This is a genomic window from Clostridium sp. UBA4548 (assembly GCF_002387895.1).
Classification (GTDB): Bacteria; Bacillota; Clostridia; order Clostridiales; family Clostridiaceae; genus Clostridium_J.
The window spans coordinates 173,318-194,011 of the sequence record NZ_DGLI01000037.1; the positions used below are offsets into that span (position 1 = coordinate 173,318).

Annotated in this window: 20 protein-coding genes; 17 read left to right on the plus strand and 3 right to left on the minus strand. The window is 29.0% G+C overall.

All coding sequences use genetic code 11. The annotated features are described in order from the left end of the window. Nucleotides 1-89: 89 nt before the first annotated feature. The 8 genes from B3040_RS14415 (at nucleotide 90) to B3040_RS14450 (ending at nucleotide 9,105) form a co-directional block, all read left to right on the plus strand. The gene (locus B3040_RS14415; RefSeq protein WP_291574559.1) at nucleotides 90-587 is read left to right on the plus strand and encodes a YcxB family protein; all 498 of its coding nucleotides are present in this window, start codon (nucleotides 90-92) and stop codon (nucleotides 585-587) included. A gap of 287 nt (nucleotides 588-874) precedes the next feature. Continuing rightward, nucleotides 875-1,345 carry a DUF4085 family protein gene (locus B3040_RS14420; RefSeq protein ID WP_291574561.1) on the plus strand — a complete coding sequence of 157 codons (471 nt, stop codon included), beginning with the start codon at nucleotides 875-877 and terminating at the stop codon, nucleotides 1,343-1,345. Nucleotides 1,346-1,542: 197 nt separating this feature from the next. Beyond that, nucleotides 1,543-2,184 carry a hypothetical protein gene (locus B3040_RS14425; protein ID WP_291574563.1) on the plus strand — a complete coding sequence of 214 codons (642 nt, stop codon included), beginning with the start codon at nucleotides 1,543-1,545 and terminating at the stop codon, nucleotides 2,182-2,184. A gap of 239 nt (nucleotides 2,185-2,423) precedes the next feature. Then, on the plus strand, nucleotides 2,424-2,777 hold the full coding sequence (locus tag B3040_RS14430; protein ID WP_291574565.1) for a DUF6572 domain-containing protein: 354 nt from the start codon (nucleotides 2,424-2,426) through the stop codon (nucleotides 2,775-2,777). A 23-nt stretch (nucleotides 2,778-2,800) separates the two neighbouring features. Further along, on the plus strand, nucleotides 2,801-3,436 hold the full coding sequence (locus B3040_RS14435; protein ID WP_291574568.1) for a hypothetical protein: 636 nt from the start codon (nucleotides 2,801-2,803) through the stop codon (nucleotides 3,434-3,436). 475 nt (nucleotides 3,437-3,911) lie between these two features. Next, entirely contained in the window at nucleotides 3,912-5,282 is a 1,371-nt protein-coding gene (locus tag B3040_RS14440; RefSeq protein WP_291574571.1) for a hypothetical protein, read from the plus strand. After that, the gene (locus B3040_RS14445) at nucleotides 5,283-7,280 is read left to right on the plus strand and encodes an McrB family protein (RefSeq protein WP_291574573.1); all 1,998 of its coding nucleotides are present in this window, start codon (nucleotides 5,283-5,285) and stop codon (nucleotides 7,278-7,280) included. Continuing rightward, a complete protein-coding gene (locus B3040_RS14450) occupies nucleotides 7,270-9,105 on the plus strand; it encodes a hypothetical protein (RefSeq protein ID WP_291574575.1) in 1,836 nt (611 codons plus the stop codon). The genes B3040_RS14445 and B3040_RS14450 overlap by 11 nt, the downstream gene beginning before the upstream one ends. A gap of 168 nt (nucleotides 9,106-9,273) precedes the next feature. Here B3040_RS14450 and B3040_RS14455 read toward each other — a convergent pair whose 3' ends face one another. Then, a complete protein-coding gene (locus tag B3040_RS14455) occupies nucleotides 9,274-9,444 on the minus strand; it encodes a hypothetical protein (protein ID WP_291574577.1) in 171 nt (56 codons plus the stop codon). A 211-nt stretch (nucleotides 9,445-9,655) separates the two neighbouring features. Between B3040_RS14455 and B3040_RS14460 the strand changes: the two genes are divergently transcribed. The 3 genes from B3040_RS14460 to B3040_RS14470 all read left to right on the plus strand — a co-directional run bounded on the left by B3040_RS14460 (nucleotide 9,656) and on the right by B3040_RS14470 (nucleotide 12,819). Continuing rightward, nucleotides 9,656-11,320 (plus strand): recombinase family protein, encoded by a 1,665-nt coding sequence (locus B3040_RS14460; RefSeq protein ID WP_291574579.1) that lies wholly within the window; start codon nucleotides 9,656-9,658, stop codon nucleotides 11,318-11,320. Next, nucleotides 11,262-12,113: an ABC transporter substrate-binding protein gene (locus B3040_RS14465; protein WP_291574580.1), complete on the plus strand. Its 852-nt coding sequence runs from the start codon at nucleotides 11,262-11,264 to the stop codon at nucleotides 12,111-12,113. Before B3040_RS14460 ends, B3040_RS14465 begins: the two co-directional genes overlap by 59 nt. 349 nt (nucleotides 12,114-12,462) lie before the next feature. Further along, nucleotides 12,463-12,819 (plus strand): hypothetical protein, encoded by a 357-nt coding sequence (locus tag B3040_RS14470; protein WP_291574582.1) that lies wholly within the window; start codon nucleotides 12,463-12,465, stop codon nucleotides 12,817-12,819. 343 nt (nucleotides 12,820-13,162) lie between these two features. Here the strand turns inward: B3040_RS14470 and B3040_RS14475 are convergent, their stop codons facing one another. Next, nucleotides 13,163-13,579 (minus strand): ImmA/IrrE family metallo-endopeptidase, encoded by a 417-nt coding sequence (locus B3040_RS14475; protein ID WP_291574584.1) that lies wholly within the window; start codon nucleotides 13,577-13,579, stop codon nucleotides 13,163-13,165. Nucleotides 13,580-14,020: 441 nt separating this feature from the next. Between B3040_RS14475 and B3040_RS14480 the strand changes: the two genes are divergently transcribed. The 6 genes from B3040_RS14480 (at nucleotide 14,021) to B3040_RS14505 (ending at nucleotide 20,460) form a co-directional block, all read left to right on the plus strand. Further along, complete coding sequence (locus B3040_RS14480; protein ID WP_291574586.1) at nucleotides 14,021-14,812, plus strand: hypothetical protein; 792 nt, start codon at nucleotides 14,021-14,023, stop codon at nucleotides 14,810-14,812. Between the two features lie 1,535 nt (nucleotides 14,813-16,347). Beyond that, nucleotides 16,348-17,436, plus strand: coding sequence for a hypothetical protein (locus B3040_RS14485; RefSeq protein ID WP_291574588.1), 1,089 nt, complete (start codon nucleotides 16,348-16,350; stop codon nucleotides 17,434-17,436). A 256-nt stretch (nucleotides 17,437-17,692) separates the two neighbouring features. Next, on the plus strand, nucleotides 17,693-17,851 hold the full coding sequence (locus tag B3040_RS14490; protein ID WP_291574590.1) for a hypothetical protein: 159 nt from the start codon (nucleotides 17,693-17,695) through the stop codon (nucleotides 17,849-17,851). A gap of 240 nt (nucleotides 17,852-18,091) precedes the next feature. Further along, nucleotides 18,092-19,045 carry a GNAT family N-acetyltransferase gene (locus B3040_RS14495; RefSeq protein ID WP_291574592.1) on the plus strand — a complete coding sequence of 318 codons (954 nt, stop codon included), beginning with the start codon at nucleotides 18,092-18,094 and terminating at the stop codon, nucleotides 19,043-19,045. 201 nt (nucleotides 19,046-19,246) lie between these two features. Further along, complete coding sequence (locus B3040_RS14500) at nucleotides 19,247-20,008, plus strand: threonine/serine ThrE exporter family protein (protein ID WP_291574594.1); 762 nt, start codon at nucleotides 19,247-19,249, stop codon at nucleotides 20,006-20,008. Continuing rightward, nucleotides 20,005-20,460 (plus strand): threonine/serine exporter family protein, encoded by a 456-nt coding sequence (locus tag B3040_RS14505; protein WP_291574596.1) that lies wholly within the window; start codon nucleotides 20,005-20,007, stop codon nucleotides 20,458-20,460. The genes B3040_RS14500 and B3040_RS14505 overlap by 4 nt, the downstream gene beginning before the upstream one ends. A gap of 41 nt (nucleotides 20,461-20,501) precedes the next feature. Here B3040_RS14505 and B3040_RS14510 read toward each other — a convergent pair. Continuing rightward, on the minus strand, nucleotides 20,502-20,694 hold a 193-nt coding region (locus tag B3040_RS14510; protein ID WP_291574598.1), incomplete at its 5' end, for a hypothetical protein.

Here is a 20,694-nt window from a genome sequence, read left to right on the forward strand (position 1 = left end):
GGTATTACTCTGTTAAACTATGATACAATTGTAAATAAGGTAAGTTAATTTATTAAGAAATATATATATTTTAAAGGTGGGAAAATAAATTGAAAGTAGTAACAAATATAACCCCAGATGATTGTTGGAATTTTACTAAATATAATATTAGATATGATTCAAAAGCTAAATTTAAATTTTATACGAATGTTATTGCAGTAATATTTTTAGTTGCATTTATGTCATATCTTGATTCTGAATCAATGGGGCAAGTTATTCTGCGAATAGTTTTATCAATACCTATGTCATATTATTTGATGTTATTTTTAATGAAGTTGAGAATTAAAAAGTTTTCAAAAAGAAATGAAGGAATTATTGGAGAACATTCAATAGAAATCAGTGAAGAAGGAGTAAGAGAGATAACGAAAGTAAATAATAGTTTGAATTTATGGAATGGAATTACTAAAATAAAACAAGATAATTCTTATATTTACATTTATATAAAAGAATTTGAGGCACACATAATTCCTAAAAAATCTTTTAAGTCAGAAGAAGAAGCAAATTCATATTTTAAGGATGCATTAAAATATTGGGAAAAAGAAATGTAAAAATATTAGTAGTATAAAAAATGCTTAGCTATATTTATTAATGATATGCCTAAATATTTAGAAAATAAGTTTAAAGTTAAAGTAGAATTCATTAATCTAATAAATAAAACTAAGTAAACCAAGGTTAGGAGCCTTGGTTTTATTTATTAAAAAATTTTTAATATAAGTGTATTTTAATAATAATGCTTACGAGAGTATTTAAATATTCAGATGTAGGTAAAAGGCATAAATGGTATAATTTATTTATGTGATTTTGCTATTAATTATTATAAATAGGAGTAGTAATTTTGAGAGTATTTACAAGAAAACTGTATGAAGAAATGCAAGTTGAGGGTAAAAATAATTTTAATACTTTTTTTAAAAAGTTTAGAAAAATTTGTAGTGATTACAATAGTCATTACAAAGCAATAGAAAGCAGTCTCCCTATAGGTATTATAAAGTTAGAAAAAGAATATGATCTTCATGATTCAAAAGTAGTATCTATAGAAAAAGTATCTGAATATGAATTGATACTTACAATTGACTGTGCTGCATGTATGAAAAACACAGGAATTTACAAATTGGTATTTACTGGTGTTAAGTTTGCAATAATACCTAGTAATATATGTGGAAGTTATTGTATCTGGAGTGAAGTATATCTGTATGAAAAAGAAAGTTTTGAACTTAACATACTAATGGATGGTCCAGGAAAATTTCTAAATTTAAGTGAATTTAAAATAATTGCAAATAACTTATCAATATACTCAATTGAAGAATAAATGAAACATTTTTAATCAGATAACAATGAATTCAAGTCCAATTTGACATGTGATGGTCAAGCTTTTGCAGTAGCTAAAGCAAATTTCTTAAGCAAGTCAAGTCTGTCTAGGTCAAGGAGCGTCTTGAGTGCGAGGCGTTATACGAGATAAACTTGTAATAATTTAATACAGTATTTATATAAAGGAGAAAATGTGGAATGATTTTAAGTGACCAGATTAAAGAAAAATTACAAATACTTAAAGCCCAAGTTAAAAAGGCTGAGGATTTGGTTAATTTTAAGATTTATGATTTGGATTCTATAGAAGATGGTCAAATAGGATATAGTATTGATTCAGAGGGGAATTCTTTGGCTTCCGATGAAGAAGGCTCATGGAAATCTGAATGGGCTGTTATAGGATATGAAATTCTTTGTGGAGATCCCATTATAATTGATACTAATGAAATCGGTCTCCCAGTATCATCGTTAATGCATGGAATGGGGGATTGGGATGGAGGAATATATTTATCTGAGTCTTTAGATAAGTTCATAAATGCAATTAGGAAACTAAATAAATTTATTGATGGGAAGGCCAGTGTAAATTCAGTTCCAAGGATTACATGTGATGATTTAGACAACTTGATAAATGAAATAATTAAAGAAGACAAATATGGCGATTTGGAAAATTGGAAGTCTATGTTGTATCAAATTTATGAATCTACTCAAGTGTATGAAGATACTTTAACTATGAAAATAAAGAAATTGTCTGAAGAAGGCATGAAAATCAATGAAATTTCTATTAATTTAAATATGTCTGTAAAAGATGTGTATCATTATCTAAGAAGGAAAAGTGAGGAGTAAAAGTATAACCAGCTAGTTGGATGAACAAGGTTACATTATATACAAAAAATTGCCGTTCACATTACTTAGAAGACAGCCAATGCATACTTGAGGCACTAAGTCATGTCTGAATAAGTGTCTTGGCGTAGGAAGTTAGGAATGTTATCTGAAAGTAATTATTAAATTAGATACATCTATTATATGAGAAAGTGTAGATAAAAAATTGGAACAAAATAAATAAACAAATTGGAGAGTTTCATATGCCGATAGATAATGTTAATGCCTTAGATATTTTAGGAGTTAGAAAAGATGAAAAAGGAGTTGACTTGGTAATTGTTACAAGTAAACATTTAGACTCTTTTACTATCACACAAGAACTTCTTTTAGACAAGATACAGAATTATTTAGGGTATATAAATAGTGAAGAATTTGAAAATGAATTCGGAAGCTTTAATCCCGAGGATATACTTATTAAACTTAGTTGCATTGATGAACCAGATCCACTAATTAAGGAATTATTTAAAAAAATTATTCCATGGGTTGAAGAAAATAATGCAAGAATTGAAATGGTAGTAAAAAATGTATACCGAAACAGAGGGTTAACCCACCATTAATTTAAGGAAAATGGAGTGGGAAAATGGGATTTGAAAAATCTGTGCAAGATGATTTGCTTGAAATTTATAAAGAGCCAATAGAAGAAAATGAAAGTCCAAATACTATAAGGTCACTGATAAAATCAAGGGGAATAGCGGATATAACTATTTCAGCCATTAAGGAAAATATTAAATTTCAATTAGGTCTAGAGTGGGATAGAAAAAACCAAAAATGGAATAAGTGCCACCAAATAAGTATTTTTAATTTTAATGAAGAAAAATTAGATGAGCTAAATCAAGAAAAGATAATAGAACAAGTAAATGAGGATCTGCGTGAAGTTGAAATGGAAATAGAAAAGAGTACTTTAGCAGAAGTGGATAAATCACAAGAAGTTATTATAGAGAAAACCAAGGAAGTAGATTATAGCGTTAATTCTGTTAAAAGCACTATTAATAATATAATTAAAAATGCACAATTAGAAAGATTAAGTGAATTAACTCTAGAATTAGCACTAGATAAGGAAGCTGAGGAAATTGAAAAGATAGATATGGAAATTATAATAAACAATATGAGAACAATGCTGAAGTATATGAAGGAGTTACAAGAAAAAATGAAGAAAATATCTAAAAATTTTAATAAACTAACTGATGCTATAACTAAACACACAAACGGAATTTAAGTTGAGGTCTTAATACGATTTGCATGAAATATATTTGGTTTATTTTATAGACTGATTAACAAATTAAATATAAAACAGAATCAAATTTCTTTTTAAATTGAAATATTATATTTTTAAGTCGACCAAGTTAAAGTAATTGGTAAGTACTATTTACAATATATTATAATTTTCTAGGAGCTATTATTGAAACATGTTGTTTAAAATAAATTAACAGTTTATTACCTTCTATATTAATACAAAGCGTAAACGTCATCATAAAAGTAGATTCAATATAAATTCCATATATGTATATATATTCCTAGTGTGTTACAATGAAAAGAGAAAAATCACTAATATTCACGATGGAGGTATGATAACAATGTATAACTTTTATACAAGCCTTATTAAAGATATCACTATACTTAGTAAATAGATTTATTAAATAAAAAATAAGAAAAATACTGAGTTTTAATTAATAATAAAAGGAGTGGTTAGGTTGAATGAAATTGACTTTTATGTAAGTTTAATTGATGAAAAAGAAGCAGATGGAATTTTAAAGTTTCTTAACAAAAATATTCGGTCAGATAGTTTAGAATTTAAAAAAACTAAAATAAAAACAATTTTTAGGGGACTTGAACAAGTAAAAAAAGGTAAAAAAGTAATCAATGATCCTTTCTGGGCTTGTGTTTCAAGACATAAATTAGAGATGCCGTTAGATTTAACTGAAAAGGAATTTATTAATGTATTAAATGAACAAAAAAATGAAATTTCCGATTATGTAAAATTTGCAAATTTGAAACTAAGATTTCCTAACAAAGTTCAAGAATACTTAGAAGCGATAAGTAAAAATATTGAAAATAAGAGATATATATTTGACTTTGGATTAAACTTTCAGAATGAAGGTGAGATTATTGAGTATGTTAATAAGATGGCATATTTCAATAATAAGGAAGATTTAATTGCATTAATAGATAAATTTTATACCATGGGAATTAATGGTAATTTATTTGAAGATAATTTTAAAGAAACTGAAAATGTAATGAGTTGGTCATTAGTAGATTTATTCGACCATATAAGAAATTTAAAGTCCTCTGACAATTTTATTATAAAATATTTATATATAAAAACACACGATGATATTAATAAAGATATTTTAAATGCATTTATAGTTGATATATTTATAGAATTATTATTAAAATTCTCAGAAAATAATCTGATAATAAGTAAGAATGAGATAAATAATTATATTGAAGAAATAAATACTTTCAAAGAAAAATTAAAAAAAATAGAATTAGAGAAAAAAGAAATTGATAAAGAATATAAAAAAGTAAAAAAAGATTCTGAAAGAGATATATCTAATAAAGAAATTGAATTAAATAAATTAAAGAATAAAATAAATACTTTAGAAGTAGACCTAAAAGAAATCATAACTCAAAGGCAAAAAATAAATGATTTAACAACAAAAAATAATGAATTGGAAGTAAAATTGAATGAAAAGGACTTAGAGTATGTAGAGCTTAAAAAACGAGTTGAGTCAATGGAAGCATATTATGAATATGCATTTGGTATAGATGAACCTCATGAGAATAAAATATTTGGGTTCATACACTCAAAGGATATGGATATCAATATTACAAAAACTATATTTAATGAAATAGAATTTATATCTTCAGACAAATGGAAAGAAAAAGTTAGTAATATTAATAAAATATATATACAACAACAAGGCATAAATAGTAAAAAACGCGAAGAAATTAAAAAGTATTGTATAGAAAATAATATAATGAATAAAGTAATTTCTATTGATAATGAGAAAACACTGATAGAAACAATATCAATGTTGAAAAGTAATGGAGGAGGAATTTAAATGGAATATTCACAAGAAGAAAAGGATAAGTTGCTGCTATCGAATGATTGTTATATGGTGGGGATATTAGCTGAAAATGAATCACATTATCCATATTTAGGTGATGATCAAGAAGCTATTACAACATTAAAGGGTAGTAATAATTTAATATTTTATATAAAGCCGCTAAGTGGTGACCCACAACCTATTACAGAATTAATAGATCCGAATTTATCAAATCCAGTATATATTGGTATAGATAATGATCAAAATAATGTGGTCAAGCCAATGACGTACAAATTTACTCAAGATATTAGAGAAAAAAAGAGGATATTATATGATAAATTAAAAGGAAAGCTTATATTATTCAAGCCTAAAATAACCTTTTCTAAGGAGGGTAAATCATATAAAAATTTAATAATCATTAATATAGAGACTGAAATAAAAACTGATAAAAATGCTGAGTTTATACCAATTCCTATAGTAAATATGAGGAATACAGATTTTCAACAAAAACTATTAGATGGAAGTAGTATAACACTAGAAGATTTTAACCATGCAATGTATCCGCCAGATTATATTATATGTAATGATTACCTTTATTTCAATTTTCCAGAATGGACAAAACATTCTAGTAATCCAAATGCATGGATATGTGAAAAGTATTCAGATAAGATAAATCGTATAAAAATTGATACAACTAGCAGTGAAATTCGTGGTGGGGAAAATGACAATATTATTTTTATGGACAAACTATTATTGTTTAAATTAGAGGCAGAAGGAAAAAAAGAAAAGATTTCTGATCCAATAGATGAAAAAAGTGAAGATACAGGTATGCAAGAGAAGAAATCATATAAGCATAATGATGATGGAGTTGAAAATAATGAAGAAGTTCAATTTATTGAGGCTTTTAAAGAAGCTACACTTCGTAGCAATTTATGCTATTCGATAGAAGACTTAGTTAATCTACATATATGTGTTAAAACAAATCCACTAACAATATTAGCTGGAATGTCTGGAACAGGAAAATCCGAATTGGCTAATTCATATGCTACAATGTTAAAGACTTCTGAAGAAGATGGAACATTATTATTTTTACCTATAAGTCCATCATATACAGAACCAGGAGATATATTAGGATTTTTAAATAATACTACAGGACTTTATGCACCTTCAGAAACAAGGTTAGTTGATTTTCTTATTCATGCTCAAAATAATCCTAAGTTTATGCACTTAGTTATATTTGATGAAATGAATTTATCCCAGGTTGAGCATTGGTTTGCACCTTTTATTTCATTATTGGAAAAAAACCCAAAAGATAGAAGATTGTATTTATATAGTCCAGAAGCGCATTGTATTAATAGAAAAACATACCCTGACTATATAATTATAAAAGACAATGTTAAATTTATTGGAACTGTGAATATTGATGAAACTACAAAGGATTTTTCAGATAGATTGCTTGATAGGGCCAATATAATTAATTTAAGAAAAGAAAAACTATCAAAACTACAAAATGAAATGGTTGAACGAAGTCTTAAAGATAGTTATAGTAATGGTTTTGAATGTGATGATTTTGATCAATATAAATCTTGGATTTCAGAAAAAAATTGGATTGAAGCATATTCAAATGAAGAGATAGAATTTTTAGATGAGCTTCATGATTTGTTAAACAAATATGATGTTCAGAAGGGGGTTTCCTTTAGAATTACAAAAAAAATAGGAGAATATCTTTTAAATATACCTTTAGATGCTGATGGAACTAAAGCATTGCCAAAAGAAGTTGCTTTTGATATACAAATAAAACAAAGAATCATTACAAAAATTAAAGGTACTGAAAAACAATATGGAAGGTTAATTGGTATTATTAAAGATAGTACGAATAATGAATTAATAAATAGTGAGCTATATAATTTTTTGAATTCAGAAAAAGCAACACGCATTAGTTCATTTGAACTTACAAAAAATGAAATTGTTAGAAAGGCAAAAGAATTAGGAGTATATGGTTATGCAAACTAAGGTAACTTTTTTTGCTTATACTGAAAATAATATTCCTATTGGGACTCCCCAAATCTTAGTAATAAATGAAGACACTAAACAAAACTTAGGAGATAATGTAGCAATATTTAATGAATATAGTAAAATTGTGGTTTTGTTTGAAAGCACGGATCCTAATGCTTTATTAAAAATAGATAGTAGTACATCTGAAGTACCCTTAAATATAAATGTAGATGACAAACCAGTAGTCTTATCAGAAACAGGTGATAGTGATACTATGCTCACGCCTGGGTATTATGGAGTTGAAGTTATTACATCTAAAGGTAAATATGATGGTCTATATTTAATTAAACCAACATCAGTGTCATGGGATGGTTTAATAAATCTTAGAAGCTATTTAGAAGATATAATGATAGGACTTTCTCAAAATCTTTATATACAGAGAATGACTGGACAAAAAAATATGTATGGAGATAACGATTACTCTCTAAACAAATTATACTCATATATAAATAACAATATAGGTTTAGTTATTAATAACATTGAGAGTATCATAAATAATCCTCTTTCAGATGTGGCAAAGAGATATAGGGAACAACACTATTCTGCAAGGCAAGATATGAAAAGCCAGAAATGGTTAAGTTCTAAGGGAATAAACAAAAATAGGAACCCTTATGTTCCTGAAATTACTTTTGAACGGCATACATTCTTAGAAAAAGATGTTTCTGAAAATAGATGGGTTAGGAAAATATTAAATAAAAGTATCGAAATAATATGTGATAGTGAGAGCAAATATATGGCGATTTTAAATGAGTTTTCTAACAAATTAGATTTAAAGGAAGCGGCTTTTATTGAAAAAAGTAATAAACATAATTCTATAATTAATGATAGAAGAGTTAGTAAGGAACATAAGTATGTTACTCAAAAAGAACTCGAATATATGAAGAATGAATTAAACAAGTTAAAGTCTAATAGAGTCTTCATTCAAGATATAACTACAAATCTGAAAAAATTTAAATCATTATTATTGCATTATTCAAATGAGACATGGTTTAACGAGATACCTGATAATATAAAAACAACAAGAATTTCACATAAAATGCTTAAAGATTATAGGTATTTTCAGCTTTATGATTTCTATAATAATATAATATCTGTTGAGAATAATAGCATGGTCAATAGGAAACCTTATTTTCCAAGCAAGAAATCATCCAAGCTTTTTGAATACTATGCAGTAGTCTCAGCAATTCAAGTATTAAGGCAGAATGGATTTGAGTGGATTAGTGGTTGGTTATCAGATAATAAAAGTGAAGATATATTTAATGGTGAAATTCCTTCTAATGAACCTATGATATTTGAAAAAGATAATCTGCTTTGTGAATTGTTTTATGAGAAAAAAGTAAGGCAAAATATGGAGGTAGCATCAAGTAATACTAGTGACTTTGTGAGAATGAATGCTAGACATTATGAGCCAGATATAATAATAGGGTTATTTGATAAAGAAACACATGAACTTCTAAAATCAGCTGTAGTTGAAGTGAAGTGTGCTTTTAGTAGAAATTTATATAGCAGTAATGGGCCGACAAGAGCAATAGAACAGGCAAAGGATTATTATAGCTTTGGGTACTATGATAAAAATAAGCGTGGTAAAAATAAAACAATAAGAAGCGTTATAGATGAAATAATAATCATTTATCCTAAACAGGAAAAGAAGATCACGTATGATTATGATGATATTAATTTATCTTTCATTCAAGTAGAAGCATTAGACAGCCAAGATATAACACAGCATTATGGATACATGGAATTAAAGAATGCAATAGAAAGCTGTTTAGAATTAATTTAATGATGTAACAAAAATAAGTTATAGCTCAAAATTAAAGAGTTATAACTTGTTTTTTACTTAAAAGTACAAAATATTGACTAATAAACTAATTTTAACCTTATAATTTGAAGAGTTATTTCTACTATTCTACATATACTAAATTAAAATATAACAAATAAAATATAACAATTAAAATATATCTTCATTCTTAAGTGCTTTAAGTAACATCTTTAAACAATCCCTACTAAGAATTTCTTTTAAAATCTTATAATAGCTTTCTACCTTAATTTCCTCATATCTTCTCATTCCTTCTTTAGTTTCAGGGTAATTTATCTTAACTTTTATATTTGGCTTATTCATAGTTTCCCCATATTAAAATTACTTCTATTAATACATTATTACCCCTATTTTAAATTATTCCTGTTTTAATTTATTCCTATTTTAAATACCATATTTAATCAAGTCCCACTATATAGTTTCATAAACTTAAAGTAAGTAGATTTTTGTGTTCATTTAGAAATTGATTTTGAATATGTGAAGTCTTTATTTTCGTAGTGTTATGGAGGTGTCTATGAAAGCTGCTATATACGCAAGAAAGTCTGTTGCAACAGAAAAGGGAGAATCAATAGATAACCAAATACAATTATGTAAGGAGTATGGCTCAAGGCTAGGTGTTAAGGAGTTTATTATTTACAAGGATGAGGGTTTTAGTGGGGGAAATATTAATAGACCTAGCTTTAAGAATATGATAAAAGATGCTAAGAATAAAAAGTTCAATGTTCTCATCTGTTACAGACTGGATAGAATATCTCGGAGTGTAGCTGATTTTTCCTCTACTCTTGATGAATTACAAAGTAAAAATATTGATTTTATATCCATAAAAGAACACTTTGATACTTCAACCCCCATAGGAAGGGCCATGGTTTATATATCCTCTGTATTTGCACAGTTAGAGAGGGAAACTATAGCTGAAAGAATTAGGGATAATATGATGGAACTTGCTAAGACAGGTAGATGGCTTGGGGGAACCACTCCACTGGGATATAAGTCAGAAGCAGTGGAGTATGTTGATGAAAATGGGAAAAATAAAAAAATGTATAAGCTTATAGAAGTTCCAGAGGAAATTGAAATAGTAAAACTAATTTATGATCTTTACATTAAAAAGAAGGGCTTTCCATCTGTCGCAACCTACCTTTGCAAAAATAATTATAAGGGTAAAACTGGTGGAGAATTTTCAAGAACTTCTGTGGAGCAAATTATTAAAAATCCAGTGTACGCTATTGCAGACGAGAGGATAGAAAAGTTTTTTCAAAGTCATGGTGCCATAACCTATGGTGATTTTAATGGCATTAATGGTATTATGCCTTACAATAAACGAGAAAATGGTAAAAAAGATAAACCAATAAGTGAGTGGATAGTGGCTATAGGAAATCATAAGGGTATTATTCCAAGTAAGCTTTGGATAAAGTGTCAGGCAATTAATAATGAAAATATGGAAAAGTCTTCTCCAAGGTCAGGTACAGGAAATAAATTTTTATTATCAGGAATGATGGTTTGTGGAATTTGTGGAAGTGGTATGAGTTCTTGGAGTAAGAAAATTAAAAAAACGGGTGAGATTTCTAGATATTATAGATGCAATTTAAAAGCCAGAGCTTCTAGTAGATGTGATAGTAAAATGCTTAATGCTGAGGTAGCTGAGGATTTAGTTCTTTCAAATATTACGGCTATTGATATAAATCAGCTTATTGCAAAGATAGAAAAGGATAATAGTGAGGTAGCAGCTCATTCAGAAATAGATGAAAATATTTTAAAGCTTAATAAGAACATTGAAGACAATAAAAAATCTATTCAAGGGTTAATTAGAAAACTAGCATTATTAGAAGATTTATCAATAATTAATTTAATTAAAGATGAGATTAATAAATTAAATGAAGAAAACAAGAAGTTAGAGGAAGAATTATTAGGTATAAAATCACAAAAGGAGCCTATGGAAACCCTAAATGAGTATATAAAGTATATAAATGAAAGTCTTAAAAGTTTTAAAGCATTCATAAATTTAATTAAGGAAACCTCTAAAAAGAGAGAGGTTTTAAAAGCTATTGTAGAGAGTATTGTTTGGGATAGTAAAAATGAAGAACTTATAGTAAATATTATTGGTTCTTCACCAAAACTACCTAATGGTGTTGTTAGAAGACGAAATGGTAGTAAGTTGTGCTTTGGAGATGGGAGCAGATAAAACCATGCAACAACTACTTAGTGGAAACGCAGACATAGGTTTTTCAGGCCCAGAGCAAGTGCTATATATTTATAATCAAAAGAGAGATGATTATCCAATAGTATTTGCTCAGCTTACACAAAAAGATGGTTCTTTCCTAGTTTCAAGGAAAGAAGAAAAAGATTTTAAATGGGAATCTTTAAAAGGAAAAGAAGTTATAGGTGGAAGACCGGGTGGAATGCCACAAATGGCTTTTGAATATGTGCTTAGAAATCGTGGGATTAATGTTAAGACAGATATGAACATGATAACTAACATTGCTTTTGGCGTTGTGCCAGCAGCTTTTAAGGGCGGAACTGGCGAATATGCAGCAATTTTTGAACCTACAGCTAGTATGATAGTTAAAGAACAAGGTGGTTCAATTCATTCAATTGGTGAAGCAGCAGGAACTCTTCCTTACACTTGTTTCTATGCTACAAAATCTTATATGGAAAAAAATCCTGAAATCATTGAGAAGTTCACAAGAGCTATCTATAAAGGACAACTTTGGATTGAGAAAAACTCTGATGAAGAAGTTATAAAAGCAATTAAATCCTTCTTCCCAGATACTGATGAAGCTATAATGGTTCAAGTTGTTAAAAACTACAAACAAATTGAAGCTTTCTCAAAAACTCCAGTGGTTAATAAGGAAGATATGACAAGATTAATGGATATTATTCAATCCTATAATCCTGAGCTTCTAAAAGAGAGACCACCATATGAAAAGGTAGTTGATAATCAATTTGGAGCTAAGGCAATTAAGGAAGTTAAGTAAATAAATCAAATAAACAGAAGCCCTCTAGAGAAGTCTAGAGGGCTTTAATGTTAAAGAGGCAATAAATAGAGCTTTAGGAATGAAGAAAATTGAATTTATAAATAAATCATATAATTATTATTCATATTTTAGAAAATTCAAATTAAATTATTTTCTTTCGTCGATGTAAAATTGTGTGTAAATATAAACTGTGTGTAAAATTTACCATAAGGATTTACACTAAGGTAAGCTTACAGTAAAATATCAATAAATGACAGAAAGGTGAAGTTAAAATTCATTTATTTGTCTTTAGAAATATTATGGGGAGATAAAGAAAATTATTTTTGTTGATAAAAGGGGGAAGTCAACTATGTCAAAGTTAGTTTTACGAAATGTAAAAGACGTGATTGTAATATCTCTAGTCAATGTTCTAATTGTGGGAATAATTTATTTTTTGTTTAAGTTTAATGGAATAACATATTACAAGTATGGATTGTATGCTATTAGCGGTCTATATTTTATAGGGTTTTTATTTGCTATAACAAGCGGGGTAGGTAGGCATTATACAGGATGTAGTGCTGTAGGTGCTTTGCCTAATAATAATAATAATAATAATGGAGTTGGGCATAAAAGTTTTAATGGAATATCTAAATACAAGCTTTATAATTTTGAAATAAGGATGATTTCCATCTTTATAGTTACAGCATTAATAGGAATATTATTATAAAAATCAATTGATAGTAAAAAATCTCAAGTTCTTTATAAAAGAGCTTGAGGTTTTTATTAATAAAGCATATTATTTCAAAGTGATGAAAACTACTAAGACACTTAGAATATATAGAGGCTCAATAATTTTAAATTGTAAGCTATTAAATGAAGATTGTTTAAATGATTTATTTTAAGGAATATTTGATGAAGATAAATTAACAACTGATTGAAATTCGCTTATAGGTATTAATTAACATATAATTATCTATTGAAAGAGTATTAGTACCAATCCTCACATTAGTTTTACTTAGACAAATAATAGAAACTTAAAAATCACCACCGCACCTAGCCACCTGCAACCTTTATCCCAATAAATCCGTAGGCATATCTAGTTCGCAAGCAACTTCATCAAAAGATCTTTCGTAGAACATTTCTTTTGTTACTTCAGGAATCATGAGTAATGCTAAGAACATGTCCGCTTTTCTTTCAAGTTTATTGGTGTTCAAGTAGGTGTGATTCCTTAGGAAAGCACAGTGTACTTTCGGATGCAAAATAGCATGTGCAAGTTCGTGACCACAGGTATAGGCTTGCTTTCGACTTGATAGATTATTATTTATATAGGCAAATTTATATCTTTTTAAATATTGGTACATTCCATTTATTTCACTATGCATATCTACAAACATACACTGTATGTTTTCTAAACGGCATAGCTCAAATGGATCTCTTGTCTTATGCTTTTTAACTAATCTATTAACTTCTTTTTCTATAAAATGCAAGGTAAGCCCTCCAAATCATTGACCATAGTTCCTCTATTTCTCATTTATGGTTCATGTTTATTTCTCAATCCCATTATTATTATAAAGTCTTATACTCTGAAGATTATATTTTACATGTTTTCCTGTTTACATAAGTATAACGAATATAAGATGAAATATTAGAATTTAAAATTAAATTAACTGAAATACTATCAACAACTTCCATATAGTAAATGTACACACAATACTAATATTCACCGTAATACTAAATGTACTCTCGTTTTTTACTGACTCACCCCAAAAAAATGGGATCATATTTTTAAAATTGGTTCACTATGAAATGCCTCTTCATGAGATGCTTTAAGCTAAAAACTCACTATATTTTAAGGAACAAGGGTTAACTTCTTAACATATCATATATTAGGGAGTAAAAATCTCTAATAAAAATAAAAGGTGACAAGTATGAAGAATTTAGATTCTATTAGGAGCACTTCAATAAAGTATTCTCAAGGTAGACAAGAAAAACTACCAGCTTTGGCTGTTAACACTTGTACAGGAAATGAAACTGTATTGTTAATTCAAGATAACCCTTCTTGGTATTATTACGGATTCAATTCAATGAATGAAGAACTTCAAGCACAAGGGGTGAATTTTTGCACCATAAGCTCAGATCAAATTGGCTCTGTTAATTTATCTAGATTTAAAGAAATAATAATTCCATCCGCACAATATCAACCTTACTATTCAAATATTATGCCAAATGGAGTAATTCTACCTTCCATTGAAGCTTTTGTAAGAAATGGTGGGATATTATCTGCAAATTTAGCTTGGGCTGAATCTAGTGCTGCAGGTGCTACCTTTGTAGGTGGACTTAAGTATCAAGAAAGTTACACTGATGACAACAATATAGCAAATAGTTCTCATCCAATAATTACTGCAGCACTTCCTTGCTTTGGTGGTAATTGTGGACAAATCCTAGATCAGGGTTATAGAAATGATTTAGATGGCTGGAACTCATCATCACACGGATATTTTACTAACTTACCAACAGGAACTGGAGTAATTCTTACTGATGAAAATAATAACCCAGTTATGATAGAATATCCTTATGGTAAAGGGATGGTTGTTGTAACCTTCTCAACTGTTGAATTTCAATATGGTCTTGGTGAGAAAAAACTATTAGCAAATGAACTTGCTTATCAAAGTTATCTAGTAAGACGAGGATCTAGAGGACTTCTTGTTGAAGTAGAATAAAGTGATATACTCTACAAGGTATAATAAAATAGAGTTGTTTGTTATTTAACTAGCCAACGTCTGCAAAAGGCAGACGTTGGCTTTGGTATTAATTAAAGCTAAAAAGTGGGTAAAGATGTTTTTAGAAAGAGATATAATTCCAGTAGCAGAAATTGAAGAATGGATCAGAAGCTTTGGTAATATAGAAAAAAGGGATAGTTACTGATTATTTATTTGTTGAATTTAATGTAACTTTTTTCTTGAAAAGCTTATACTTTAGACTTGTTGATAATAGGAAATGTGAACAAATAGGAGAAAACATGTTAATTTCCATAGAGTTAACATGTTTTTTCTATGCTCTATACTACTAGAAGATATCTAAAAGTCTACATCTTTCCCTTTTGAAATGACAAATTACTATATAATGCAATCTTCTTCCGAAAGGCTTTTTCTCAGTTTCCTAAGTATATTATTTCTTCTAGTAGCAGCTTTTACATAAGAAATACCCTTCCAATCAGAATAATGTTTTATAGGTAGTTTTCTTATATGTAAGGTTTATAAGTTCCAGTTCATCTCTGTTTAGAGTTTTAAGTGTAGCTTTTAATCCTTTATTAAGAACTGCCTTATATATTTTACCCTCTACAAAGTCCGTAGCATAGGATAAAACATGCTCTAGGTTATCAGCGAAAATCAGAGTTCTAGGACCTAGTGTATTGAGATACTGTGCACATTACATTCAATAGTGAAGTGAAAAAATCACAGTTACATAGTTTTGTAATCATTACTTTTCACTTATTATAAATTATTTAAAATAAAATAGTATAAAGTGCTGAAATTAAGTAAATAAATATAGTAACATTTAATTTGCATTATAATTAATTGCTAAAGTTATGGTTAAGCAAGATGTGATGATGCTTTTTACAGGATTTTAGAGTTTGAAAGGAATTCATGAATTATGTTGAGACAAGACAAGGATATATTTATTTTTAGTTAAGAAACTAACTATGACACTTAATGTTTCAGTGGTTACTTTCATCATAGCTGTTTTGATACAAAGAATCATGGTAAATATGTAAATAATATACTTGTACATATATAGGATAAAAAATAAGAAATTGCCAATGAAACAATACTATCAATAAATCCACAAATATGCATTATAATAGCATATTATGTGTATGTAATATATTACGATTTAAACTGCAAAATTGAAAATAGCTTATAAAATCCGGAATTATAAATTTTTTCGTTTTGCATATTATTTTGTTTAATTTAATCAAAATAATGACTTAATAACAAAATTCAGCAATACCAATATACCTTATGCTGTGTATTTTCAGCATTAACATAAGGTGTATAATCTAAAAAATAATGGAGGCATTTTTATGAATGATGAGTCTATTAACAACCCCGAATTTTTACCTAATTTTTTCAAAGATATTGAAGTTATATGCTCAGCCGATGTTGAGGTAGAAAACTATCGAGCAATCCACGCTAACTTAGATGTTTCATCCACACCCACAGAGTGTATAGTCCAGGCAGATAAAATTCCCACATTGTTATCACCAAAGGAGGTAAAGAGAGCTTACCAGCATAATGACTTCAAAACAACTAAAGATTTAGAAAAAAAAGCTAATGCTGACCTTGAAGCTGTATACTACAATATTTCACATAATGGTGCTAAAGCTTGGACAAAGGTTCGAGGAAAGGATAATAAGGAATTTTATGTGAGTTGGTCTAAGACTGGAAGTATATGGGCTCAAACAATAAGTTCAACTAGTTCTTCTAACGATGGAACTAAGCAATGTGTGGTTCAAATTGGATCTTATTCTCCATCAGCTTCAATTCTAGGAATTCACACATACAATTTGACTTTACCTGTTTTAGTTGGTGAAACTGTAGCTGCATTCATTGTAGCTAGAGCAATTTCAGGTATAGTTGCTGAAGGTATTGGTTTTGTTTTTGCTAGGTTTGCTTTATTGTTGGCTCAAGCTGCTGCTGAAATTGGGTTAGCATCTTTTTCCTTCACAGTGCCGCTTGCTGCAGTGTCTGCTGTGGCATCATGCCTAGTATTTGCCGTTGTGTTTATTGGTTTGGCATATTTATGGAACTGGTTAAATAGGAAGTACACCATTAGGTTGCAGATTTTCAATTGGGATGACAAGAATTCTTGGAGTGCGGATGGTCAGTATCTCTCCAATGCTAAGTTTTGCGGTGAGAAAAAAGACTTGAATTTTACATTACCTAAAATGATAAAACCTGATGATGTTGTTATGCCTCCAGGATTTAATCCGATTCATGTTCTTGATTCTGTGTGCTATTATGCAGCACTCATCTGGGAAAATGATCAAACCTTCGCTGAAGGTTGTTCAATGGCTATTCGAATGAAGAAAAATGAGCAAGAAGGCTTTATGTGGGCCTTCGACTGTCCTCGTTTCACTGACAACAAACAAGCAGCTGATTACGTAATAACAGATCCAAAAGCATATCGGGATCATTGTAATTGGAGTGCACACCCACTAGGGTTTGATATTGCAACTCATTCAGGGAATCCAGTTTCCTTTGCTTTAGACGCATTAAGTGGTGCCTCTGATAATCTTTACAATATCAATATAAACATAGGAATTCCCATTCAGCAAAGTTAGCGTATATTATTAAAACAAGTAAAATCCAACACTGTTAAAATTTACTTATATTCTCTATAACTATATCTTATTTTAAATAAGCTACAAGAGAAGTAATCTCTATATTATAGGGGTTACTTTTTCTTATAGTTTTTTTATAATTAATTTAGAGGATTATTGTGGTGAGGTAGAAAAAATGAAGATAGAAAGATTGCTTGGGATAGTTGTACATCTATTAAATCGGGACTTTGTAATGCTAATGCCTTAGCTGAAAAGTTTGAAGTTTCAACTCGGACTATATAATATTGTAACTAAAGCTAGAAACAGTGATATAGAAAGAGTTTTAGCTTTAAAGAATAATAAGTTTAATATGTATGAAGAAAAAAGTATTATAAAATATAGTGATTATTATATTAAAAGAAAAGAGCAATTATAAGTCTTAGTATGAAGTAGTCTTATAAAAAAGCAACTAGGTGAAATATCAAACTCATAATTCAGTAGATATAGGTACAATATGGGTTTTAATGATATAATTGTATATATTGGGAGGGTATTCATGAGTGAACAAAATAAGATAATTTTAATTAGAGAATTAATCCTCGGGCTGCCCTGCCACGGTACCGTGGGGTATGCAGTGAGAAATTTATAAAATCAATTAGTAAAGTGAGGTAGGGGAATGTTATTTGAGAAATTAAATGAAAAGTATATAGAAGATGCAGCTAACCTTGCACAAGCACAATATGATAGGGAGAGAAAATATATAGAAGCTTTATATGAAAAAGATTATAAGGTTGTTCTTACTGATTTATTGACTGAAATGTTTAAAGGAAATTATGGAGTAGTAGCACTAGAAAAAGGAAAGCTATTAGGATATCTAAGCTTCTGGGCAGGTATTAATGGTCATTTTGGAAATGTAAAAGGTTCCTTCTCACCGTTATTTGCTAATGGCTATGGAGGTGAAGATAGAGGTAGGCTCGCTTCACTTTTATTTCAACATGCTTCGGAAGAAATGATTAAGGAAGAAATTTTAAGTTATGGAATCTGTGCATATAGTCATGATGCTGAAGTTATGACATCTTTATCAATGAATGGCTTTGGTATAAGGTGCAGTGATGCTATAAGAAATGTAGATAAGCCTTTAAATATTCAAGTAAATAGGGGGTATTCTTATGAGGAAATACATTATAGTGAGGCAAGTTGTTTATTGCCACTGAAAAACAGTTTAGTAAGGCACATGATAAAGAGTCCTACCTATTTTCCTAATAAAGAGTTTTCAGAAGAGGAATTTATCTCTATGTGTAATAAACGTAAGTCAAGGTTCTTTGTTGCAAAGGATAAGTCTGATATTATCGGGTACTTCGAAATTACAAAGGATGGAGAAACCTTTATTTCTGAGGAACCAGATGTTTTAAATATTTGCGGTGCATATTTAAAAGAAGATTATAGAGGGAAAAATATATATCAAAGTTTACTTGCCTTTGTACTTGAAACCTTAAAGAAGGATGGCATAAAAAGGTTAGGAGTAGATTGTGAAACTATTAATCCTACTGCTTTGAGATTTTGGAACAAGTATTTTGATCCTTATACTTATGGCTTTGTAAGAAGGCTGGATGAAAGAATTCTTGGATAAAAACTATTGGTATAAAACAAAAAAATTACCCTAGGGTGATTAATATAGAAACATAAAGGGCTATTTTCAAAGAGGATAAAGTCTTCCTTTGAAAATAGCCTTTTTACTTTTGGGATAAATTATGAACAGAATATGTTATAGATTACAGGGACATTATTAGTTATAATATTGATGATTAAATACTTAAAGGAGATATTTATAATGTTAACTGAGGAATTATTATACTGTGTAATGGATATCGGAGAGCAAATGCTAGTTAGTGGTGCTGAAATTAATAGGGTTGAGGATTCTATTAGACGTATTTGTAAGGCTTATAATGCAAAGCGGATTGATGTTTTTACAATAACCTCAAGTATTGTGGTCACCGTGCAGAGAGAGGACGGGAGTATTCTTACTCAAACCAGAAGAATTTATAAATATTCTACTAATTTACATAAGGTTGATAAGCTCAATAGTCTTTCCAGGTATATATGTAGTAACAGGCCAGAGCCTAAGTATATTATTGATGATTTGAAGGAAATAAATAAAGAGAAAGTTTATAGCTCCACTATTGAATATTTTGCTTATGCCATAATTGCTGGTGGTTTTACTATCTTTTTCGGTGGAACTGTAATGGATGCCCTAGTATCTTCTTTAATAGCTATACTTTTAAAACTATTCATTATTATAGTGCAGAAGGTAGATAAAAATGTGATATTTTCTAATATAATTTGCTCTTTTATTATTGGAATACTTGCAATAGTATCTGTTAATGTTGGAGTTGGGGATAATTTAGATAAGATTATTATAGGAAATATAATGCTGATGATCCCAGGAATTGCTCTTACAAATTCCATTAGAGATATAATTAGTGGAGATACTATATCAGGGTTATTTCGACTTTGTGAAGCAGTTGTTGTAGCATTATCTATTGCTGTAGGCTTTGGTATTGCTTCAATTTTTTTTGGAGGTAGTTTTAAATGATTTACATAACTCAAATTGCCACAGCTTTTATAGGTTCCTTGGGATTTTCAATTCTTTTTAATATAAAAGGAAAAAGATTATGGCTTGCTGCTATAGGTGGTATGCTTTCTTGGATAGTCTATCTTTTATTAGGTAATTGGATTGTAAGTGAAATGTCTAGGTATTTTATATCTACAATGATAGTTACAATATATTCAGAGGTTTTAGCAAGGATTGAGAAAACACCAACTACTACTTTTTTGACTTCTTCAGTAGTTCCCTTAATTCCTGGACGTGCACTTTATTTTACTATGAATTATGCTGTTAATGGCATGATGGATGAGTTTCTTAGTAATGGGTCACATACTGTAGGCTATGCAGCGGCTATAGCAGCAGGGATTATGGCAGGCTCCTCCTTGTTTAGAATATCAAGAGCAGTGGAACAAAAGCTAAAAAACCTACCTTTGGATTAAAAACCACTAATTTGATTAATAAATTATGGACAGATTTTGCTTTAACAACATTTTGGAAGCTTTAAGTCTGACAGCTTCTTTAAGTGGCAGTTGCTCAGCATAGGTAAGTTGCTTTGGTGGCAATTCAAATCTGCTTCCAAAGTTGTTGAACAAATGAACTTGTTCATTATTTGAAAAGTTATTTTAAAGTAAACAGAGCTATTTTCAAGGAGCTTTGAGTCTGTAAAATAATTT

Excerpts from the sequence above, each read along its gene's own strand:
- B3040_RS14435 (WP_291574568.1), top strand. The coding sequence starts at position 2,801 with ATGGGATTTGAAAAATCTGTGCAAGATGATTTGCTTGAAATTTATAAA.
- B3040_RS14455 (WP_291574577.1), bottom strand. The coding sequence starts at position 9,444 with ATGAATAAGCCAAATATAAAAGTTAAGATAAATTACCCTGAAACTAAA.
- B3040_RS14465 (WP_291574580.1), top strand. The coding sequence starts at position 11,262 with ATGGTGTTGTTAGAAGACGAAATGGTAGTAAGTTGTGCTTTGGAGATG.
- B3040_RS14480 (WP_291574586.1), top strand. The coding sequence starts at position 14,021 with ATGAAGAATTTAGATTCTATTAGGAGCACTTCAATAAAGTATTCTCAA.
- B3040_RS14470 (WP_291574582.1), top strand. The coding sequence starts at position 12,463 with ATGTCAAAGTTAGTTTTACGAAATGTAAAAGACGTGATTGTAATATCT.
- B3040_RS14425 (WP_291574563.1), top strand. The coding sequence starts at position 1,543 with ATGATTTTAAGTGACCAGATTAAAGAAAAATTACAAATACTTAAAGCC.
- B3040_RS14460 (WP_291574579.1), top strand. The coding sequence starts at position 9,656 with ATGAAAGCTGCTATATACGCAAGAAAGTCTGTTGCAACAGAAAAGGGA.
- B3040_RS14500 (WP_291574594.1), top strand. The coding sequence starts at position 19,247 with ATGTTAACTGAGGAATTATTATACTGTGTAATGGATATCGGAGAGCAA.
- B3040_RS14445 (WP_291574573.1), top strand. The coding sequence starts at position 5,283 with ATGGAATATTCACAAGAAGAAAAGGATAAGTTGCTGCTATCGAATGAT.
- B3040_RS14495 (WP_291574592.1), top strand. The coding sequence starts at position 18,092 with ATGTTATTTGAGAAATTAAATGAAAAGTATATAGAAGATGCAGCTAAC.
- B3040_RS14430 (WP_291574565.1), top strand. The coding sequence starts at position 2,424 with ATGCCGATAGATAATGTTAATGCCTTAGATATTTTAGGAGTTAGAAAA.
- B3040_RS14450 (WP_291574575.1), top strand. The coding sequence starts at position 7,270 with ATGCAAACTAAGGTAACTTTTTTTGCTTATACTGAAAATAATATTCCT.
- B3040_RS14505 (WP_291574596.1), top strand. The coding sequence starts at position 20,005 with ATGATTTACATAACTCAAATTGCCACAGCTTTTATAGGTTCCTTGGGA.